Origin of the sequence: Micromonospora sicca, assembly GCF_003172935.1 — a bacterium.
In the GTDB taxonomy this organism is placed as follows: domain Bacteria; phylum Actinomycetota; class Actinomycetes; order Mycobacteriales; family Micromonosporaceae; genus Micromonospora; species Micromonospora sicca.
The window spans coordinates 15,499-35,794 of record NZ_QGKS01000279.1 but is presented as its reverse complement, the minus strand read 5'-3'; the positions used below and the strand labels follow the sequence as shown (position 1 = coordinate 35,794).

Genomic DNA, 20,296 nt, shown 5'->3' with positions numbered 1-20,296 from the left:
ATTCCAAGCCCCCCACCCCAGCCGAAAACGGAACCATTGATCACCAAACGGCCTTGAGTTTAGGTCAGTGCCGCCTGGGTAGATCGACGGAGCGCTGAGTCGTAATCGCCGCATCGCAGTTCAACCAACACGAGCAGGAGGGCAAAATGTCGGAGTCCTATCCACTCGCCACTGAACCCGAAGGCGTCGTCGCGTCGCTGGTTGAGCGATTCAACTCCGGCAAGGTCAGCGCAATGATGGCCCAGTTCGAGCCGGGGGTCGTGTTCGTCGCGAGAGACGGGCGACCCGTCACTGATCCCACCGAGATCGCTGCCGAACTCCAGCGCGATATCAGTCTCGGTCTGCCGCTGGAGGCCAAGGCGCGCCATGTGTTCGTTGCCGGCGATATCGCCCAGATCGTGGTAGACTGGTCAATTGATGGCACAGGTCCCGACGGCGAGCACGTACACGTCGAAGGCTCGGCAAGTGATGTCGTGCGCCGCGGCGCGGATGGACGCTGGCGGTACCTGATCGACAATGCTCTTGGGACGGCGGTGCGATTGCGACAGCCCGCCTGACACGTGTGCGCCACGGCAGCTCCCGGCGATGGACCCACCCTTCAGCATGGCGTCGACGGTCACCGGCACGTGGTGAAACTGCCCGTATCACGGAAGGTTAGGTTTCCACGCTCAAGCCTCACGTAAACGGGCCGCCGGTTGGGTAATACCACCGCGCTTCATGTGGTCGAGATTTTGGACCTGAGCGCCCGAAGGTGCCGTTGCGTTGTGGGATCGACGGACGCGGTGAACCCGTGTCGGTTCGCGGTCAGATCGCCAGGGCGAGGGCGGCGAACGCCGCAGGCACGCGCGTTGCCGGCGGGGCGTCGACGGCGAGTTCGTAGTGTCCGCGGCGCAGGTTCTGCATGAACGCGTGTCCGGCGATGATGACCTGTGCTGTCTTGTCGGTTCGTAGCCCGCGGTCTCAACCGGTGTTTGAGCTGGCTGTGATCGGCTTCTATCGGGTTGTTCGCGTGTTGCTCGACGTGGTGCCATGCCTGCGGGATCAGCTCATCCAGCACGCCGGGGTAGACCGGCGCCGCATCCGTGACCACCTCGTTGGGCGTCACCTTCAGCGTGGACAGCGCGCGTCGGAAGAACCGCCGGGCCGCGTCGGCGTCGCGGCGGGTCGAGACCAGCACGTCGATGACCTGCCCGTACTGGTCGACCGCTCGGTACACGTACCGCCACACCCCGTTCACCTTGACGTACGTCTCATCAACGTGCCACCGGTCGCCCGGTGAGTGGCGGCAAAATCGGGCGGCGTCAGCCAGCAGCGGGGTGAACCGCTGCACCCACCGGACCACGGTGACGTGATCGACCTCGACGCCGCGTTCGACCAGCAGCTCCTCAACGTTCCGGTAGGACAGGTTGAAGCGCAGATACCAGCGCACCGCGACGACGATTACCTCCGGCGGGAACCGGAACCCGGCGAACGCCGACTTCGGAGGCAGCCACGGCCGAGAGCGGGTCAACGACTTCACTGCTCCAGCCTGCCTCGATCATGCCAACAGTCAACGCAACGGAGCCCGCTCTCCTGATTCCTATCCCGCGATAGGCGTCACGTGGTGACGGCGGTGACCACAGCACCAGGGGTGCATCCGACGTTATGAATCGGGGCTTGCGGGCAACCTCCAACGTCCACCGCTTCTCGGCCAGCCGCACGGCATAGTCTGGGACGGCCCGGAAGGCGAGGTCGCTGGCGTCCTCCTTCGTGACGCCTCCGCCCAACGCTGAGAGGCGTCGTTGCATTGTGGGACCGGGGACGGCGTTCAACCCGTGCCGGGTCCCGCCGCTCAGATCGCCTGTGCGAGTGCGGTGAACGCAACCGCGACCCGCGTAGCCGGCGGGGCGTCGACGGCGAGTTCGTAATGGCCGTGCCGAAGGTTCTGCATGAAGGCATGTCCGGCGATGATCACCTGCGCTGTCTGGTCCGTTCGCAGCCCTCGCATCGGCCTCAACCGATGTTTGAGCCGACTGTGATCAGCCTCGATCGGATTATTGGCGTACTGCTCGACGTGGTGCCACGCCCGCGGGATCAACTCGTCGAGGACGGCGGGGTAGACCCCGGCGGCGTCGGTGACCACCTCGGTGGGCTTGACCTTCAGCGTGGAAAGTGCCCGGCGCAAGAATTATCTCCGTGCGGCGTTGGCGTCACGGCGGGCTGAGACCAGTACGTCGATGACCTGCCCGTACTGGTCGACCGCCCGGTACACGTACCGCCAGACTCCGTTGACCTACGTAGGTCTCGTCGACGTGCCACCTGCCGCCTGGCGAATGCCGGCGGAACCGGGCGGCGTGGCCCAGCAGTGGGTGAACCGCTGCACCCACCGGAACACGGTGACGTGGTCGACCTCGACGCCGCGTTCGACCAGTAGCTCCTCAACGTCACGGTAGGACAGGTTGAACCGCAGATACCAGCGCACCGCGACCACGATAACCTCGGTCGGGAACCGGAAGCCAGCGAACGCTGACGTCGGCGGCAGCCACGAGCGTGGACGGGTCGATGACTTCATTGCTCAAGTCTGCCTCGATCTTGCCAACGCTCAATGCAACGGAGCCGCACGTCGCCCTCGGCATCGGTGTCAGGGATGCGCCGATGATGGACGGCCGATCTAGGGAACTCGAGCGGCGGATTCGGTTCCAGCTGCCTATGTGTCGTGTGGGATCGCGAAGGTCTCGATGTAGTCGAGAGCGGCTTCCAGGGCGTCCCTGAGGGGGGAGATGTCCCGGGCGACTTGTGCGAGGAGCATGCCGCCCTGGAACGCGGCGAGGAGCAGGCTCGCGAGCTGCTCGGGGTCGGCCTCGTTGCTCAGACGGCCCTGCCGCTGCAGGCGGAGGAGCGCGTCGCGGAAGATCTCTCGCCACTGGGCGAACGCATCCGCAAGCTCATCGTGAACGTCGAGGTCGGTCTTGATGATCTCGCTGGCGAGCGACCCGAGGCTGCAGCCTTCGTGGTAGGCGCGTTCATACCCGATATAGAACGCTGCCCACTTCCGAAACCCCTCGAGGCTCTCGAAGCCGTCGAACTGTTCGCTGTGATGGAGCCCGAGGACGCGTTCAGCCTGCCATTCGATCACCGCCAGGACGAGGCTCTCCTTGGTCGGGAAGTAGTGGTTGATCTGCGACCCGCTGACGCCGGCGGCGCGCCGGAGCTTGTCGTTGTTCGTGGCGTGGACGCCCTCGGCGTAGATGAGCGCGGCGGCGTGCTCCAGTATCCGGGCACGCGTCGCCTGCCCCTTCTCGGTGAGCTGGCGAGGCTCTGGCGCTGTCGTCGTGGACTTCATGATTCACATCTTAACCAAAGTGGGCTTGACAGCCCAGTCTTGCGTAGTGTTGTATCTAGGAAGTGGGCTACGCAGCCCAAAACTTGACCCAGGTCGGTTACCGACCACCACCCACATGGACCGGAGCGGATTTCGCATGCCACGCCTGAACGTTCTTCCTGCCGATGAGCCCTCCGCCGACGTGCGGAGCACGCTTGACCAGGTCGGCGCGCAGTTCGGCTTCGTACCGAACATGTTCACCATGCTCGCGTCGAACCCGACCGTCCTCGATCTCGTCATGACGGTGCAGACGAAGGCGAGCAGGCTCCTGGACGCGAGGACGCGCCACACGATCGCGCTGGCCGTGTCCGAAGCCGATGGCTGCGACTACTGCCTGGCGCTGCACACGGCCGGGTCCCTGAAGGGCGGCATGTCCGTGGAGGACATCGAGCTGGCGCGGGCGGGAAGCTCGGTCGATCCGAAGCGGGCTGCGGTGGCTCGCTTCGCCCAGCGGGTCATCGAGACGCGCGGACGGGTCAGTGATGCCGACCTCGCGGCCATCCAGGGGGTACACCGATCCGGAGATCTTGGCGATCGTCACGCTGGTCGTCCGGGCACTGCTGACCAACTACCTCAACAACGTCAACCTGACCGACGTCGACATCCCGGCCCCCGACCTCGCATGAGCGCTTACCAAACTCGCGAGAACAGCGGCCCGACCGGTCGAACCCTCGCCCTGATCGACCGCACCGGAAAGGAACGACATGCCCGGTTCTGAGCTCTATGAGAAGTTCATGGCACTGCACACCCGAGAAGGGGGCCTCGTCATGCCGAACGCCTGGGATGGCGTGTCGGCATTGGTCCTGGCGGATGCCGGCTTCGAGGCCATCGGCACGTCGTCGGCGGCCCTGGCGGCCGCGCTCGGCCGCATCGACGGACGCCACAGCATCACCCGCGACGAGCATCTCGACCACGCACAGCTGCTCGGCCGGCTCACGGGGTTGCCCGTCAACGGTGACTTCGAGGACGGCTACGGCGTCACCGCCGAGGACGTCGCCGTGACTGTGGACAGTGCCGTCGCGCACGCGCTGGCCGGCATCGGGATCGAGGACACCACCGGGAATCCCGATGACCCGATCCGCGACTTCGACGACGCGGTAGGCCGGGTTCGCAGTGCGGTCGCCGCGGCGAAGCGACGCATCGTCGTCACCGCTCGCACCGACAACTTCATCCAGGGGCGGCCTGACCTCGATGACACCATCCGACGGCTGACGGCCTTCGCCGAGGTCGGCGCCGACGTGCTCTACGCGCCGTTCCCGCCCGACCTCGAGTCCCTGGTCGCGATCGTCACCGCCGTCGCGCCGACACCCGTGAACGTTCTCATCTCACCGGCGGACCAGGTGCTGACCGTCTCTGAACTGCAGAAGGCCGGGGTCAAGCGCATCAGCCTGGGCCCTGCGCTCTACACGCATGCGATGGGTGCTCTCGAACAGGCGGCCACGGCGCTCAAGGCCGGCGACATCGCCTCGGCCACGACAGGCATCAGCTTCGACCGGGTGGGCGAACTCCTCGCCCGCAAACCCTAGCCGTATCCGACTTTCACCATCTACAACCCCTCAACTCATCACGCACAGAAAGCACGATGACATGGATCTCGACAAGCTCATGAGCAAGCACCTCAGCCGGTATTTCGACGGCAGCAAGACGATCCCGGATGAGACTCTTCAGCAGCTGCTGAGGTTCCTGCGCTCGGCTCCCACGTCGACGAACATCCAGCCGAATCACTTCTACGTCGTGTCCAGTCAGGAGGGCAAGGAGCGGCTGGCGGCCAACCTCGGCGAGCGGTTCCAGGACAACGCCGAGAAGATCCTCAACGCCTCGCACACCATCATCCTCACCACTCGGGCCGATGTGCCCGAGCACCACCTCGAAGCGGTGTTCGCCAAGGAGCGCGCCGACGGCCGGTTCGCAGATGAGGCTAAGCAGGAGCGGTGGGAATCGATGACCCGCGACTTCGTGAGCCTGCGCAAATACAGCTACAAGGACACCTACCACTGGATGGAGAAGCAGACTTACATGGTGATGGGTCTGACGATGATGGCAGCCGCCGAGCTCGGCGTCGAGGCCATGCCGCTCGAAGGCTTCGACCCGATCAGCGTGGACAAGGCCTTCAACATCCGCGCGACCGGATACACCACCACCGTGCTGCTCGCGCTCGGCTACCCCGACGAGGCGAAGCAGTACAAGACTCCGGTGTCGCGGTTCGAGCCCGAGCGTCTGTTCACCTTCGCCTGAGCGGCCCGGCCCGGGCGAACCGATCGCTAGAGGAGTTGATCAGCTATGGACGGACAGGAACTCCAGAAGGTCGCGAACGAGTACGCGACAGAGCTGCCGGACGTGACGTTCGAGCACCGTGTCGGCCCGAATTGGGAGCTGTACAAGGTGGGCGGCAAGGTCTTCATGCTCATGACCGACATGCCGGGACACCCCGTCGTGATCCTGAAGGCCGATCCGGACGAGGCCGTTGGGCTGCGCGAGCAGTACGCAGAGATCACGACCGGCTACCACATGGACAAGAAGCACTGGATCACGGCAGCAGGTGGGCCCAGCCTCGACGAGAACCTGGTGAAGTAACTCGTCACCGACTCCTACCGGCTCGTGGTCGACAAACTCCCGAAATCCAAGCGGCCCGTGGACCCGAGCACGAACCCGGCCGCCTGAAACCCGAAACACGCACGAACAGAATCAACACAGAAGGAAGAACCATGATCGGACTCGGTGTTCGAGCCGCCAACGGCGCTCTGGAGATCCTCGACCTTCCGAACCCCCGCCAGCCTGACGCGGGCGAGCTCGTCCTGGAGGTGGTCGCGGCAGGGATCGGGCCGTGGGACGCCCTGCTTCACACGGGCGGATGGGACGTCGGCCTCGTTCCGCCCGCAGCTCTGGGCGTCGAAGCCGTCGGCCGCGTCACCGCGACCGGCCCGGACGAGACCGAATTCCGCACGGGAGACCTCGTGCTGGTCCACGAGGCGCCCCTGCCAGGCGGCAGCGGCACCTGGGCAGAGCGCGTCCTAGTCCGTTCCGCGCACGTCGCACGACTGCCCGAGAACCTGGCTCCGGAGATTGCGGCGGCACTCCCGGTCGCCGGGCTCACCGCCCAGCAGGCCCTCGACGAGCTCCACGTCGACGCCACCACCCGCCTGCTCGTCGTCGGAGCGTCCGGCCCCACCGCGTCACTGGCCGTGCAACTCGCCCACCTCCGGGGCGCCGACATCGTCGCCGGTGCCGGGCCGGCCCGCGCCGATCAGCTCCGCGCCCTCGGCGCCAGCGAGGTCATCGACACCCACGCTGACGGTTGGGCGCAGAAGAGCGATCGCCGATTCGACGCCGTCCTCATCGCCGCGACAGGCACCGCCGAGGACGCGATCGGACTGCTCACCGACGGAGGCCGCCTCACCTCCATCACCTCGGACGCACCCGACCCGATTCGCGGAATCACCACCTCGGACCTCTACGTGCAGCCCGACGGACGTGCACTCGGCGAACTCGCGGCACTCGCCGCCTCCGGCGAACTGAGATTTGACGTCCAGACGACACCAATCAAGGACGGCGCCGCGATCGCGGACCAGGTCGCGGGCGGCCGCTCTGGTGGGGTCAAGTACGTCCTCGAGTTCTGACGTCCGCGGTAGAAGGACGTTGCAGATCGTCCGAAATGATGGTGTTCGTGCGTCATGTGGGGCCAGCGCCTTCGTGACACACCGCCCTTCTCCCTGCCCCTGACCATCGACGGCGACCGCATCACCGGGCTACACGTTGCCCTTGCCGGAAACCTCGTCCGCCCAGGTCACGCGGCGTGTTCGTACTCGTGAAGGATGCCGCCCAGGCGTTCACGCCTACGTATGTCGAGGCGGGCGATCTGCCCTGGATCGGTGATCGCCCGAGGCAAGGGGTGCAGCGGTCGGGCGTTCGCGATGCCCTGATGCGGCCGATGGGAGTTGTAGAACCGCTCGAACTCCCGCAGGGCCTGGCAGAGGTGGCGCTGGTTCCAGATCAAGGTGCGGTCCAGCACCTCACGCCGACAGGTCTGCACCCTGCCCCTGCCGAAAACCTAATGGCCCAGGTGGGACCAGCTGTAAGCGGATCCTGACGGCGGGCGCAGGACCCGGTTCCTCTCCCGACTGTCTCTCCCACCCGCGGCATGATGATCGGCTGTGCTGCTTCGACTGGCCTATCTCGGTGTGACGAACGCGTTCGCGTTACTGCGGCTGCTTTCGATGAGCGACCGGGACAAGGACGTGGAGATCCTGGCGCTGCGCCACCAGATCACGGTCCTCGAGCGACAGTTGGGCAAGACCCGGCCGCGGTTCTCCCCCAGCGACCGAGCGCCCTCCTGCTGCACCGGCTTCCGCTGGGCGTGCTCCATCGGCTCAGGCTGCTGGTGCGCCCGGACACGTCGCTGCGCTGGCACCGCGACCTCCCCGCGCGTCGCCACGCTGCCAATTCCCGGCCAAAACGGCCGGGCCGGCCACGCACCGTCCGCTCCATCCGCGCCCTGGTGCTGCGCCTGGCTCGGGAGAACCCCAGCTGGGGTTACCGCCGCATCCACACCGAACTGCTCGTCCTGGGGATCAAGACCCCCGCCTCCACCGTGTGGGAAATCCACAACGAGGCTGGGATCGACCCGGCGCCCGAGCGCACCTCCACCACCCGGGCCGACTTCCTCCGCTGCCAAGCCGACGCCCTGCTCGCCTGCGACCTCTTCGAGACCGTCACCCTGACCGGAGCGCGGTTGTACGTGGTCGTGCAGCGAGAGCATCCTGCTGTGGGTGTCCGAGGACACCACCGACAGGCCCGCGCGCTCCCACACCGCGGCCGCCTCGGCGTCGCCGGTGACGTCCTCGTCCCGGGCGGCGCGGAACCCCACCGGTGTCATTCGTTCGCTGACGGCGGACACCACCAGCTCGGCGAAGTTGGAGCGGCTGTGCCGCTGGAACGCCTCGAACGCCTCCCGCGCCGCCTCCGCGCCCTCGGGCAGCGGCGGCGAGCGGGCGTAGTAGTTGTGCAGCTTCCACAGCCGCTGGCGCCAGCACGGATCGTTGAGCTGGAAGAACAGCCGCCTCATCCACCAGCCCGGGCGGTTGCCCTGCTCCACGTCGATCGGCACGCCGCGCACCTCCTCGCTGAGCGAACGGCTATGGCTAATCGACCGCTTATTGGCGGATTAAATCCGGTTTAACTGGCGCCCGAGTGTCAGTGGGCGCCCGTACTGTTCACCGCGCGGAAGGTCGGGGTCCGAAGGACTTCTGCACCCGGTCGCCCGAGGCAGTGAACCGCCGAGGGCAACGGCCCCGGCCCTTCCGTCCAAACGTGAGCCTTGGCCCGTGGATGGCCCGGCAGCTTCGACCGTCGTGGGCGGAAGCGGCTCAGCGACGGTACGAGATCGGCGGCGCCCCTGCCGAAACCCATCCGCCCTGGTGAGGGCCGCTGTGGCGATGTAGGCCCGGTTGCTGGGGGCTGGGCTTGGGCGTAGCTGGTGATCGATGCGGCATGATGGGCTGCCGTGCTGCTGCGACTGGCGTACTTGGGTGTGACGAACGCGTTCGCGGTGCTGCGACTGCTGCCGATGAGCAATCGGGACAAGGACGTGGAGATTCTTGCCCTGCGCCATCAGATCGCGGTGCTGGAACGCCATCTGGGCAAGGAGAAGGTTCGGTTCGACCCGAGTGACCGGGCGTTCCTGGCGGCCCTGCTACACCGGCTGCCGCGCGACGCGCTGCGCCGAGTGCGGCTGCTGGTGCGCCCCGATACGGTGCTGCGCTGGCATTGCGATCTGGTCGCCCGCCGTCACGCGGCCGTTTCCCGACCCAAGCGCCCGGGTCGGCCGCGCACTGTGCACTCCGTCCGGGCCTTGGTGCTGCGCCTGGCGCGAAAGAATCCCAGCTGGGGCGACCGGCGCCTGCACGGCGAACTGCTGGTGCTCGGGGTGAAGGTGGCCGCGTCCACCGTCTGGGAGATCTTGAAGGAGGCCGGGATCGACCCGGCGCCCGAGCGCGCTGGCAGCACCTGGTCCGACTTCCTGCGCTCCCAGGCGGACGTCCTGCTGGCATGTGACTTCCTGGAGACAGTCACCCCAGCGGGAGCGCGGATGTACGTGTTCGCGGTGATTGAGCACGCCAGCCGCCGAATCCACATCCTGGGCGCCACCCCGCATCCAACCACCGCGTGGGTGGCACAGGCGGCGAAGAACCTCGTCATGGACCTCGAAGACAACGGCTCCCGGGCGCGGTTCATGGTCCGCGACCGGGATGGCAAGTTCCCCGATATGTTCGACGCCATCCTCGCCGACGCGGACATCGACGTCGTCCTCAGCGGCATCCAGATGCCGAGAATGAACTCGATCATGGAACGGTGGGTACAGACCTGCCGCCGTGAACTACTGGACCGGACCCTGATCTGGAACCAGCGGCACCTGCTCCACGCCCTTCGCGAGTTGGAACAGTTCTACAACGGACACCGCCCACACCAGGGGATCGCGAACGCACGGCCGCTGTACCCGTTACCCACACAGATCGCCGACCCGGACAAGATAGCCCGCCTCGCAATACGAAGACGCGATCGCCTCGGCGGCATCCTCCACGAGTACGAGCATGCTGCCTGACCTGCACGGACGAGTTTTCGGCAAGAGCAGGGTCGGGCCTAGCCAGAACCCCTGGTCGCCGCCGTCGAACTCGTCCTTGCGGCCGTCGACGGCCAGGGTCGCGCCCCGCGCCGACTCCCGCCTCCACATAGCCGGCCACCTTGTCGCGGTGCGCGCCCGTGACGAGTGGCCCCATGTCGCATCCGCCGGTGCCGTCGCCGGTGCGCAGCTTGCGCATGCGGTCCTTGATCTTCTCGACAAGCTCATCGGCGATGCTGTCCACCGCGACGAGGGCCGAGATCGCCATGCAGCGCTCGCCGGCGGAGCCGAAGCCGGCGTTGATCGCGGCGTCCGCGGCCAGGTCGAGATCCGCGTCGGGCAGGACCAGCATGTGGTTCTTGGCGCCACCGAGGGCCTGTACCCGCTTGCCGTGCGCCGTCCCGGTCTCGTAGACGTACCGGGCGACGGGGGTGGAGCCGACGAACGAGACGGCCTTGACGTCAGGGTGGGTCAGCAGCGCATCGACGGCTTCCTTGTCGCCGTGCACAACATTCATGACGCCGTCGGGAAGACCGGCATTGGTCCAGAGGCGGGCCACGGCCACGGCCGCCGACGGGTCCTTCTCGCTGGGTTTGAGGACCACTGCGTTGCCGCAGGCGATGGCGATGGCGATGGGGATGAACCACAGCGGAACCATGGCGGGGAAGTTGAACGGGGAGATCACGGCGACGACGCCCAGCGGCTGCCGGATCGAGTACACGTCCACCTTGGTGGAGGCGTTCTCGGTGAACCCGCCCTTCATCAGCTGAGGGATGCCGCAGGCGAACTCGGCGACCTCGAGGCCCCGCGTCACCTCGCCGAGCGCGTCGTCTAGCACCTTGCCGTGCTCGGCGGTGATCAGCGCGGCGATCTCATGCTTTCGGGCGTTGAGGAGCTCGCGGAAGGTGAAGAGTACCTGTGTGCGCTTGGCCAGCGACGTGTTGGCCCAGGCCTCCCACGCGGTTCGGGCCGTGGTGACGACCTCGCCGACGAGGTCCGCGGATGCCAGGTCGAGGCGGCCCGTTTGTCTCCGGACGCCGGGTTGAAGACCTCGCTGGTGCGCTCTGAGGTGCGGTCCCAGAGGCGACCCGCGATGAGACGGGTGATGCGGACGGGTTCGGTGCTCACGGTGCTCACGGTCCTTCCGCGTGCGGGCTGGGCGGCGTGTGCCGGATGGTCTAGGGATTCGAAGGTGGACGGTGTGACCCACCGGCCGAGATGGTCGCGGACGGCGTCGCGCATGAAGGTGCTGGACTCTCGGGCCCGCTCCTCCCAGGCGAAGACACAGGTGGTGACGATGCCGTCGAAGCCGATCGACTCCAGGCCCGAGAAAGGACTCGTCGAAGTCGACGTCGCCCTGCCCGATGTCGAGGTGCTGGTGGACGGTCAGCTGGGAGCCGGGCGGGTTGACGTAGCGCAGGAGGTGAAGTCCTCCCGCGGCGACAGCTCGATCCACTCGTAGCCCAGGTCCGCGACCAGAGCCGGCTGCTCCAACAGGGGGACCCGCCGGAACATGTACGGGTCAAGGGCGAGCTTCACGTCGCCGCGCCCCGGAGGACCTCGGCGCGGTCGGCCAGGTCGACCGGGACCGGCCTGCCGGTGGCGAGGGACTGCAGGCCGGCCGTGCACACCGCCGTGGCGGCGTAGCCGTCCCAGGTGGTGGGCCCGACGACCTCGCCTCGGCGTGACGCGTCGACCCAGGCCTGGACCTCCAGGTCGTAGGCGCGGGCGAAGCGGTCGCGGAAGTCGTCGGGAATGTGGCCGCCGTAGTGGTTGTCGCTGCGGACGAAGATGTCCTGCCCCAGGCCGACGGTCACGTTGCCGAGTTCGGCCACCGCCTCGCAGCGGACCTCGTAGCCGACCTGGCAGTTGACGAAGACCTCGGTCGTGGCCATGCCGCCGCCGGCCATCTGGAAGATGGCCACCTGGGGGTCGAGTAGCCCGTCGGCGGCCCTGCCGGTCGGCTTCGGCGCGAGGACGGTGATCGTGGCGATCTCGTCGTCGAAGAGCCAGCGGCACACGTCGACCTCGTGCACCAGCGAGTCGCTGACGATCATCTCCGAGCGGAACGTCTCCGGGACCGTCTTGTTGCGGTGTGTGTTGTGCACGAGCACGATGCGCCCGAGGTCACCGGAGTCGAGCAGTCGCTTCATCCGGGCGTACTCGGGATCGAAGCGCCGCATGAAGCCGACCTGGATCAGCGGCCGACCGGCCTTGTTCCGCTCGGCCTCGACCACGCGAAGCGAGGACTCGCTGTCCGTCGTCAACGGCTTCTCGCACAGGGTGTATTTGCCGTGCTCGACGCAGGCGAGAACCTGCTCCTCGTGCACGAAGCCGGGCGAGGCGATGAGCACGGCGTCGACGCCCTTGTCCGCGATGAGTTCGAGCGGGTCAAGAACGGTGCGTACGCCGGCGAAGCGCGCGGCCAGGTCGGCGGCCCGGGCGGCGTCCGGGTCGGAGACCGCGACCAGCTCCGCTCCGGCGATGCGGTGGACGAGCCGGTCGGCGTGGTCGGCGCCCATCATGCCGACGCCGATGATTCCGACCCGCAGGGGCGATGCACTCATGCCCTCGGCTCTTCCTCTTCTTCGCGTTCTTCGCGCTCCACGGCCTTGAGTTCCTCGCGGCTGAGAGCGGGGGCTTCGACGTGACCGTGCTCGACCTCCCCGGGCTCGATGACCTTGCCCGGGTCGATCCCGCGCAGCTCGTGGCTGAGCTCCGCGAGCTCCTGGCCGCCCGCCATCTCCGTGGTGAGCTGTTCGAGGGTCAGGTCGTCGCGATGGGCGTCCAGCACGACCCGACCGAGCTTGAGGATGATGAAGTGGTTGCCGACGAGGTAGGCGTGGTGCGGATTGTGGGTGATGAAGATTACGCCCAGGCCGGCGTCGCGAGCCTTGACGATGTACCGCAGGGCGACACCGGACTGCTTGACACCGAGCGCCGCGGTCGGCTCGTCGAGGATGATCACCCTCGCCCCGAAGTAGATGGCCCTGGCGATCGCGATGCACTGGCGCTGGCCGCCGGAGAGGCCCGCGACCGGCCGGTCGAGATCGGGGACGACGATCTCCATCTTGCCCAGTTCGTCCTCACAGATGCGCTTCATCCGGGCGATGTCCAGGGTGCGCAACGGCCCCTTGCGGAGTTCGTTGCCGAGGAAGAAGTTCCGCCACACCGACATGAGCGGCGCGAGCGCGAGGTCCTGGTAGACGGTCGCGATCCCGCTCGCCTGGGCGGCCCGCGGCGAGCCGAACCGGCGCGCCACGCCGTCGAGCTTCATCGTGCCGTCGGTGTGGTCGTGCAGGCCGGACATGATCTTGATCAGCGTCGACTTGCCGGCGCCGTTGTCGCCGAGAACGCACGTGACCTCGCCTTGGCGGACGTTGAGGCTGACACCGCGCAGGGCGTGGACGTTGCCGTAGCTCTTGCCCACGTTCTCGAGTTCGAGGATGGGGGTGTTCGAGTGACCGGCGACGTCGTGCCGCTCGGTGGTCGCGGTGCTCATCGCAGATCCGCCCTCCTCTTGACGTACATGTTCACCAGCGTCGCCAGCAGCAGCATCACGCCGAGGAACGTCCTGAACCAGTCGGGGTTCCAGCCGGCGTAGTTGATGCCGAGCTGGGTCATGCCGAAGATCAGCGCGCCGAGCGACGCACCGACCACCGAGCCGTAGCCGCCGGTGAGCAGGCAGCCGCCGATGACGGCGGCGATGATGAAGATGAACTCCTTGCCGACGCCCTCGCCGGACTGCACGGTGTTGAACTGGAACAGCAGGTGCATGCCGGACAGCCAGGCGCAGAACCCCACGGCCATGAAGAGGCCGATCTTGGTCGCCCGGACGGGTACGCCGACGGCGCGCGCCGCGGCGGCGTCACCGCCCACCGCGAACACCCAGTTGCCCATCTGAGTACGCAGCAGGACGTAGGCGGCGATGACGGTCAGCACGACCCAGTACAGGACCGTGATCTTCAGGTTGACCGGCCCGAGGGTCACCTCGGACCCGAAGATCTTCTGTGCGCTGGCAAAGCCGTCCATGTCGCTGATGTCGGCGCTGGCGACGTTGCCGGTGAGCAGCCGCGTGACGCCGAGGTTGACGCCCTGCAGGATGAAAAAGGTGCCGAGCGTGACCAGGAAGCTCGGCAGTCCGGTCTTGAGCAGCAGCCACCCGTTGAACGCGCCGATCGCGACGGAGACGACCAGCGCCAGCAGGATGCCGACCCAGACGTTGAGCCCGAAGTTCCAGGCGAGCAGGGACGCGGAGAGCCCGGAGGTGGTCACCGCGACGCCGGCGGAGAGGTCGAACTCCCCGCCGATCATGAGCAGCGCCACGGGGACGGCCATGATGCCGATGGTCGAGGCCCCGTAGAGGATCGTTCCGACGTTGGCGACGTTGCGGAAGGGCTCCGCGACCGCCATGAACAGCAGGAAGATCACGATCGCGGCGATGAGTGACCCGACCTCAGGGCGGCTCAGCAGCCGTGCCGCCAGGGGGCGGGTGGCGACCCGGTCGTCCCGGGCCGCCAACCCCCTGCTCGGCTCCGTGGCCGTAGCAGTCATGTCAACTCACCTCGTGCCGTTGCTTGCGAACTTCTCGACAGCGGCGACGTTGGTGTTGTCGATGAACGCGGGACCGGTCAGGGTCGCCTGGCCACCGCCGATGGTGTTGCCGTTGGTCTTGTAGAGCCACAGGCTGTCGACCGCGAGGTAGCCCTGCAGGTAGGGCTGCTGGTCGACCGCCCACTCGACCTGGCCGCCCTTGATCGCGGCCACGAGGTCCTTGTTGGTGTCGAAGGTGACGACCTTTGCCGAGCTGTTGGCGTCCTTGACCGACTTGACGGCGGTCAGCGCGAACGGCGCGCCGAGGGTCAGCACGCGGTCGATGCTCTTGTCCTGCTGGAGCTTCGAGGTGATCGCCGCCTGGACGCTCGGCATGTCGGTGCCAGTGACGTAGATCTTCTCGGTGTTCGGGAACCCGTCCTTCGCCCCGTCACACCGGGCCTCGAGGCCAACGTGGCCCTGCTCCTGGATGACACAGAGCGCCTTCTTGGCGCCGTCCTTCGTGAGCCGCTGGCCGGCCGCCTGACCGGCGATCCTCTCGTCCTGGCCGAAGTAGCCCAGCACGCCCATGCTCTTCCACGCGTCGATGCCGCCGTTGAGGGCGACGACCGGGACCCCGGCCTGAGCGGCCTTCTGCACGTTGGCCTTCATGGCATCCGGCTTGGCCAGGGTCACCGCGATTCCGTCGACCTTCTTGTCGATCGCGGACTGCACGAGGTTGGCCTGGTTCGCGCCGTCCGGGTCGGACTGGTACTGCAGGTCGACGTTGTCCTTCTTCGCCGCGTCCTCGGCACCCTTGCGGACCAGGTCCCAGAAGGTATCGCCCGGGGCCGCGTGGGTGATGAAGGCGACGGTCATCCTCGGGGTGCTGGCGGTGCCGGCCTTGCCGGCGTCACCCTCGGTGGTCTGCTTGCCTCCGCTGGAGCTGCACGCCGCCAGGGCGAGAGCGGTCACGGCGCCGGCCGCGAGCAGGAATATGCGGGATCTACGGATCATGTCGTTTCTGCCTTTCTTCATCCGCCACGTCGTCGGGACGGATGTCGGGGGACGGGTCAGGCGGTGGTACCGCCTGTTGGGGGATCGTCGGTGGCTTGACAGAGTCATCAGCTGCTCCCGGGCGGGAGCCGGTCAGCGCAGCGGGCCGCAGGACTGCAGGTACGTCAGGGTCCGCGTCGCAATGGGCAGGGGTCTGTCGGCGGGGCACGGGTACATGTCCTGCTCGACGATGGCGAAGATGTCCGCGTCGAGGTTCGCCAGGGCGTCGAGGATGGGGGGCATGTCGGGGATGCCCGTCGGTGGCTCGCACATGGCGCCCATCCGCACGGCCTCGCCGAAGCCGATGCCCTGCTCGTGCGCGGCGGCGACGACAGCGGGGTCGACCTGCTTGAGGTGCACGTACCCGATCCGCTCGGGATGGTCGCCGATGAGCTTGAGATTGTCCCCGCCGCAGTAGGAGATATGCCCCGTGTCCAGGCACAGGCTCACCAGGTCGGGGTCCGTCTCGTGGAGGAACCGCTCCACGTTCTCGTGCGTGTCCACGTGGGTGTCCGCGTGGGGGTGGAACTGGATCTGCAGGCCAAACTCCTCGCGGATGCGCCGCGCGAGCCGGTTCATCTGCGCGGCGTACGCCACCCACTGCTCGTCGGTCAGTAGCGCGTCCTCGAGGACCGTCCCGGTCTGCGGGTCGCGCCAGAACTCCGGGATGACCACAAGGTGCCGGGCGCCCATGGCCGCGGTCAGCATGGCCGCCGCGGAGACGTCCTTCCACGTGGTGTCCCACGAGTCGGCCCGATGCAGGTGCTCGAAGATGGTGCCGGCCGTCACGGTCAGCCCCCGCTTGTCGAGCTCGTCACGCAGGCGGGACGGGTCGGTGGGCAGGTAGCCGTACGGCCCCAGCTCGATGCGGGTGTAGCCGGCCGCGGCGACCTCGTCCAGAAAACGCTCCCAGGGAGTCTGTCGGGGGTCGTCGGGGAACCACACGCCCCAGCTGTCGGGGGCGCTGGCGATCATGGCTGGCCCGCTCATAGGTTCGTCCTCTCGGTCGGCGCCAGCAGTGGGCGCTGCGTGGCCTTGTGCCCGGCGTACGTAGCGTGGGCGCGCTGGGTGGTGTCAAGGTCGCTGACCTGGCTGACCGGGACATCCCACCACGACCCGCTGTCGGGGGCGTAAACGGTGGGGTCGGTCTCCACATGGATGACGACAGGGCCGCCGTCCGCCGGGGCGGCCTTGGCATCCTTGATCGCCTGCTCGAGTTCCCCGCGACTGCGCACCTCCATGACCGTCGCGCCGAGGCTGCGGGCATTGGCGGCGAGGTCGATCGGCAGCTTCCCGCCGTCCAGCCGGCCCGTGGCGTCGTTGCGGAAGCGGTACCTGGTGCCGAACCGCTGTGAGCCGAGGGACTCCGACAGTGAGCCGATGGAGTGGAAACCGTGGTTCTGGACCAGGACGACGATCACCTTGACCCGTTCCTGCACCGCCGTGACCAGCTCCGTTGGCATCATCAGATAGGAGCCGTCGCCCACCATGACGAAGACGTCCCGGTCGGGGTCGGCCAGCCGCACCCCGATACCGCCAGGGATCTCGTAGCCCATGCAGGAGTAGCCGTACTCGACGTGGTAGGCCTTGCGGTCCCGGACCCGCCACAGCTTGTGCAGATCGCCGGGCATGGAGCCGGCGGCGCAGACGACGACGTCCCTCGGGTCGGACAGTTCGTTGACGCAGCCGAGCACCGTGCCCTGGGTGAGGACGCCGGCGGCGAGCGCGTCGGTGACCTCGGCGGGCGGGTGGTAGGCGGCCTCCACCCGCGCGTCCCAGTCGCGGAACAGCCTTACCTGCCGGTCCCGGTACGCCGGGTCCACGGCATACCCCTCGAGGGCCGCGGTGAGGGCGGTGACGGCCTCGCGGGCGTCCGCCACGACCGGCAGGCCCGCGTGCTTGCCGGCGTCGAACCGGGCGATGTTGATGTTGACAAAGCGGATGCCCGGATCCTGGAAGGCGGTGCGCGAAGCGGTGGTGAAGTCGCTGTAGCGGGTGCCAATGCCGATGACGACGTCGGCCTCCCGAGCCAGCGCATTGGCGGCCGTCGTGCCCGTCGAGCCGATCGCGCCCATTGCCTGCGGATGACCGTGCGGCAGCGCGCCCTTGCCGGCCTGAGTCTCCCCGGCCGGGATGCCGGTGGCCTCGCAGAACACGCGCAGCGCCTGCTCCGCGCCGGAGTAGTGCACCCCGCCACCGGCGACGATGAGCGGCCGCTGCGCCGAGCGGATCAGCGTGGCCGCGTCCGCGACGTCGACGGCCTCCGGAACCGGCCGGGCGATCCGCCAGATCCGCGGCGCGAACAGGTCGACCGGCCACTCGAACGCCTCCGCCTGCACGTCCTGCGGTAGCGCGATGGTCGCCGCCCCCGTCTCCACCGGGTCGGTGAGGACACGCATGGCGCCGAGCAGGGCCGAGGACAGCTGCTCCGGCCGGTTGACCCGGTCGAAGAAGCGCGACAGCGGGCGGAAGGCGTCGTTGACGGTGACGTCCGCGGCGTTGGGCGCCTCGAGCTCCTGCAGCACCGGCCCGGACACCCGGGTGGCGAACGTGCCGGAGGGCAGCAGCAGCACCGGCAGACGGTTCACGGTGGCCAGGGCGGCTCCCGTGAGCATGTTCGTCGAGCCGGGGCCGACTGACGCGGTGCACGCCCACGTCTGGAGGCGGTCCTTCTGGCGTGCGTAGGCCACCGCGGTGTGAACCATGGCCTGCTCGTTGCGGGCCAGCACGCAGGGCAGGCGCTCCTCCTTCTCGGTCAGCTCGTTCTGGAGCAGGGCCTGGCCCACGCCCGCGACGTTGCCGTGACCGAAGATGCCGAAGCACCCGGCGAACAGCTTCTGGCGCTGGCCGTCGCGCTCGCTCCACTGGCTGGCCAGGAAGCGCACGACGGCCTGTCCCACGGTCAGGCGTACGTTGTCGGCGCCGGCGGTCATCGGGGTCCTCCGATCGGCAGTCTCGGGTCGACATCCTGCCGGGCCCACGAGTCCCGCACCCAGGTGTGGGCGGGGTCGTCGCAGATGAGCCAGGCCCTGGTCGCGCCGGGGCCGGCCATGACGTTCAGGTAGTAGAGGTCGTAACCGGGCGGGGCCATCGCGGGGCCGTGCCAGCCGTGCGGTACCAGGACGACATCGCCCGAGCGGACCTCGGCGAAGACGTCCAGCGGCCGCTCTCGGGTGCCGTATACGCGCTGGTAGCCGAGGGGGTCGGCCCCGTCGGCCGGGGACTCCGCCCGGACCTCGAAGTAGTAGATCTCCTCCAGCTCGGTCTCCACCCCGTCGCGCTCCTCATCGTGCTTGTGGGGCGGATAGGAGCTCCAGTTGCCGGCCGGCGTGATGACCTCACACGCGATGATCGAGTCGGCGTCGAGGACCTGCGGGACGCCGAAGTTGCGCACCTCGCGCGAGGCCATGCCGGCGCCGCGCAGTTCGACGGGGACGTCGGCGGCAGCCACGTGACGGAACGGCAGCGGCAGCCTCTGCTTCGTCGCCTTCGCGCCGCAGAGGGCCACGTTGGCCGGGTCTTCGCCGGCGTTGCGCACCGTGAGGCTGGCGCCGCGCGGGACGTACGCCACGTCGGTCGCACCGGCGAAGACGCTGGTCCGTCCGGCGAGCCTGGCCTCGTGGCGCTCTCCCGCGTGGTCGACCGCCGTGACATCGAAGCTGCCCTGAAGGGGCACGACGATGACCTCGCTGTCGCCGAGGTCAAGGCTCACCTGAACGGCCGATGCCAGCGTCGCCACCCGTAGGCTGGTGTGCTTCCACCCGCAGAGGTCGTCGGTGATGGACACCTGGAAGTCGCCGTCGCCGGAGCTGCCGAAGGGATACACCCAGCGTCCGTTGTCGCTCATCGCCGGCCCCGGTGCACGAGTCCCGAAGCGATGTCGACGGCGGTGGCCACGTCACCGTCCGGCGGGAAGAGCAGCGTCCGCCCGACGACCAGGCCGCGCACGGCCGGCAGGACGAGCGCCTTGCCCCACGCGGCGTACGTGTCGTCCGGGTTGCGTGTCGGGTCACCGCCGAGCAGAAGCGTCGGCAGCGTGGTGGCGTCCATGACGCGCTCCAGGTCGTCGACCACGGGCAGTTTCAGCCAGGTGTGCTGGCTGGTGGCCCCCAGACCCGCAGCGATGTGGATCGACGTGATGGCCGAGTCGGGGTCGAGGAGGTTACGCACCCGGCCGGTCTCCCGAACCGAGAGGAACGGCTCCACCATCGCCATGACGCCGTGGGCCGCGAGCTCGGTGATCGCGCGGGCGCTCGCCTGCAACGTGGCTGCCGTACCCGGATCGCCGAGGCAGATCCGGGTCAGCATCTTGCCGCCCTCCAGCCCCCGGGCCGCGATCTCGTCGGCCGTGTACGCGGTGAACCGGTCGTCGAGCTCGAAAACCGCGCCCTGCAGACCGCCTCGGTTCATCGACCCGATGGCGACCTTGTCCTCCAACGCCCCCATGAGGAGCAGGTCGTCGAGGATGTCGGGCGTGCCGAGAACGCCGTCGACGCCAGGCCGGGACAGCGCGGTGACCAGGCGCTCCAGCAGCTCGCTGCGCGAGGCCATGGCCTGACGGGCGTCGCGCACACCCAGCGCGCCGCGGGCCGGGTGGTCCGCGGCCACGATGAGCAGCCTGCCGTCAACGCCGACGAGCTGCCGACGCCGGCGGGCGGCCCAGCTGTCGGCGATCCGCTGCGGCTCGCGCACTCGGATCTCGGTCAGATCGGCGATGGTGGTCGTCACGA

19 protein-coding genes and 3 pseudogenes are annotated in these 20,296 nt (G+C 68.1%); 8 read left to right on the top strand and 14 right to left on the bottom strand.

Features of this window, described 5'->3' with window-relative positions; translation table 11 throughout:
* The first annotated feature begins 146 nt into the window (after positions 1-146).
* Entirely contained in the window at positions 147-557 is a 411-nt protein-coding gene (locus DKT69_RS22690; protein ID WP_109803527.1) for a YybH family protein, read from the top strand.
* A gap of 247 nt (positions 558-804) precedes the next feature.
* Here the strand turns inward: DKT69_RS22690 and DKT69_RS22685 are convergent.
* The 3 genes and pseudogenes from DKT69_RS22685 to DKT69_RS22675 all read right to left on the bottom strand — a co-directional run bounded on the left by DKT69_RS22685 (position 805) and on the right by DKT69_RS22675 (position 3,322).
* Positions 805-1,489, bottom strand: a pseudogene (locus DKT69_RS22685) (IS6 family transposase).
* A gap of 342 nt (positions 1,490-1,831) precedes the next feature.
* Positions 1,832-2,551 (bottom strand): annotated as a pseudogene (locus DKT69_RS22680) (IS6 family transposase).
* A 135-nt stretch (positions 2,552-2,686) separates the two neighbouring features.
* Positions 2,687-3,322 carry a TetR/AcrR family transcriptional regulator gene (locus DKT69_RS22675; protein ID WP_109803526.1) on the bottom strand — a complete coding sequence of 212 codons (636 nt, stop codon included), beginning with the start codon at positions 3,320-3,322 and terminating at the stop codon, positions 2,687-2,689.
* Between the two features lie 136 nt (positions 3,323-3,458).
* Here DKT69_RS22675 and DKT69_RS22670 point away from each other — a divergent pair, with 136 nt between their 5' ends.
* From DKT69_RS22670 to DKT69_RS22650, 5 genes are all read left to right on the top strand, one after another.
* Positions 3,459-4,079: a carboxymuconolactone decarboxylase family protein gene (locus tag DKT69_RS22670; RefSeq protein ID WP_201749804.1), complete on the top strand. Its 621-nt coding sequence runs from the start codon at positions 3,459-3,461 to the stop codon at positions 4,077-4,079.
* Positions 4,066-4,887, top strand: coding sequence for an isocitrate lyase/PEP mutase family protein (locus DKT69_RS22665; RefSeq protein ID WP_109803525.1), 822 nt, complete (start codon positions 4,066-4,068; stop codon positions 4,885-4,887). The genes DKT69_RS22670 and DKT69_RS22665 overlap by 14 nt, the downstream gene beginning before the upstream one ends.
* A 61-nt stretch (positions 4,888-4,948) precedes the next feature.
* Positions 4,949-5,596 carry a nitroreductase family protein gene (locus DKT69_RS22660; RefSeq protein WP_074311759.1) on the top strand — a complete coding sequence of 216 codons (648 nt, stop codon included), beginning with the start codon at positions 4,949-4,951 and terminating at the stop codon, positions 5,594-5,596.
* Between the two features lie 45 nt (positions 5,597-5,641).
* On the top strand, positions 5,642-5,935 hold the full coding sequence (locus tag DKT69_RS22655) for an MmcQ/YjbR family DNA-binding protein (RefSeq protein WP_201749803.1): 294 nt from the start codon (positions 5,642-5,644) through the stop codon (positions 5,933-5,935).
* A 131-nt stretch (positions 5,936-6,066) separates the two neighbouring features.
* Positions 6,067-6,978 (top strand): NADP-dependent oxidoreductase, encoded by a 912-nt coding sequence (locus DKT69_RS22650; protein WP_109803524.1) that lies wholly within the window; start codon positions 6,067-6,069, stop codon positions 6,976-6,978.
* A 167-nt stretch (positions 6,979-7,145) separates the two neighbouring features.
* Here DKT69_RS22650 and DKT69_RS22645 read toward each other — a convergent pair whose 3' ends face one another.
* Both DKT69_RS22645 and DKT69_RS38480 read right to left on the bottom strand, forming a co-directional pair.
* A complete protein-coding gene (locus DKT69_RS22645) occupies positions 7,146-7,370 on the bottom strand; it encodes an integrase (RefSeq protein WP_236648169.1) in 225 nt (74 codons plus the stop codon).
* Between the two features lie 159 nt (positions 7,371-7,529).
* Complete coding sequence (locus tag DKT69_RS38480) at positions 7,530-8,465, bottom strand: hypothetical protein (protein WP_161557928.1); 936 nt, start codon at positions 8,463-8,465, stop codon at positions 7,530-7,532.
* A 396-nt stretch (positions 8,466-8,861) separates the two neighbouring features.
* Here DKT69_RS38480 and DKT69_RS22635 point away from each other — a divergent pair, with 396 nt between their 5' ends.
* Positions 8,862-9,959, top strand: a complete 1,098-nt coding sequence (locus DKT69_RS22635; RefSeq protein ID WP_109803522.1) for an integrase core domain-containing protein — start codon at positions 8,862-8,864, stop codon at positions 9,957-9,959.
* Positions 9,960-9,986: 27 nt separating this feature from the next.
* Here DKT69_RS22635 and mmsA read toward each other — a convergent pair.
* Positions 9,987-11,105: pseudogene (mmsA, locus tag DKT69_RS22630) on the bottom strand (CoA-acylating methylmalonate-semialdehyde dehydrogenase); the annotation flags it as partial.
* A gap of 112 nt (positions 11,106-11,217) precedes the next feature.
* Here mmsA and DKT69_RS38475 point away from each other — a divergent pair.
* Positions 11,218-11,439, top strand: a complete 222-nt coding sequence (locus tag DKT69_RS38475; RefSeq protein ID WP_161557927.1) for a hypothetical protein — start codon at positions 11,218-11,220, stop codon at positions 11,437-11,439.
* A gap of 73 nt (positions 11,440-11,512) precedes the next feature.
* On the opposite strand, the gene DKT69_RS22620 is transcribed toward DKT69_RS38475, so the two are convergent.
* From DKT69_RS22620 to DKT69_RS22585, 8 genes are all read right to left on the bottom strand, one after another.
* Positions 11,513-12,544 carry a Gfo/Idh/MocA family protein gene (locus DKT69_RS22620; protein WP_109803521.1) on the bottom strand — a complete coding sequence of 344 codons (1,032 nt, stop codon included), beginning with the start codon at positions 12,542-12,544 and terminating at the stop codon, positions 11,513-11,515.
* Positions 12,541-13,479 (bottom strand): ATP-binding cassette domain-containing protein, encoded by a 939-nt coding sequence (locus DKT69_RS22615; protein WP_109803520.1) that lies wholly within the window; start codon positions 13,477-13,479, stop codon positions 12,541-12,543. The genes DKT69_RS22620 and DKT69_RS22615 overlap by 4 nt, the downstream gene beginning before the upstream one ends.
* Positions 13,476-14,531, bottom strand: a complete 1,056-nt coding sequence (locus tag DKT69_RS22610) for an ABC transporter permease (RefSeq protein ID WP_109803519.1) — start codon at positions 14,529-14,531, stop codon at positions 13,476-13,478. Before DKT69_RS22610 ends, DKT69_RS22615 begins: the two co-directional genes overlap by 4 nt.
* Positions 14,532-14,537: 6 nt before the next feature.
* On the bottom strand, positions 14,538-15,527 hold the full coding sequence (locus DKT69_RS22605; RefSeq protein WP_109803518.1) for a sugar ABC transporter substrate-binding protein: 990 nt from the start codon (positions 15,525-15,527) through the stop codon (positions 14,538-14,540).
* A 132-nt stretch (positions 15,528-15,659) separates the two neighbouring features.
* On the bottom strand, positions 15,660-16,556 hold the full coding sequence (locus tag DKT69_RS22600) for a TIM barrel protein (protein ID WP_109803517.1): 897 nt from the start codon (positions 16,554-16,556) through the stop codon (positions 15,660-15,662).
* The gene (gene iolD / locus DKT69_RS22595) at positions 16,553-18,499 is read right to left on the bottom strand and encodes a 3D-(3,5/4)-trihydroxycyclohexane-1,2-dione acylhydrolase (decyclizing) (protein WP_109803516.1); all 1,947 of its coding nucleotides are present in this window, start codon (positions 18,497-18,499) and stop codon (positions 16,553-16,555) included. The genes DKT69_RS22600 and iolD overlap by 4 nt, the downstream gene beginning before the upstream one ends.
* Entirely contained in the window at positions 18,496-19,413 is a 918-nt protein-coding gene (gene iolB, locus DKT69_RS22590; protein WP_109803515.1) for a 5-deoxy-glucuronate isomerase, read from the bottom strand. Before iolB ends, iolD begins: the two co-directional genes overlap by 4 nt.
* Positions 19,410-20,294 (bottom strand): Cgl0159 family (beta/alpha)8-fold protein, encoded by an 885-nt coding sequence (locus tag DKT69_RS22585; RefSeq protein ID WP_236648168.1) that lies wholly within the window; start codon positions 20,292-20,294, stop codon positions 19,410-19,412. The genes iolB and DKT69_RS22585 overlap by 4 nt, the downstream gene beginning before the upstream one ends.
* Positions 20,295-20,296 lie beyond the last annotated feature (2 nt).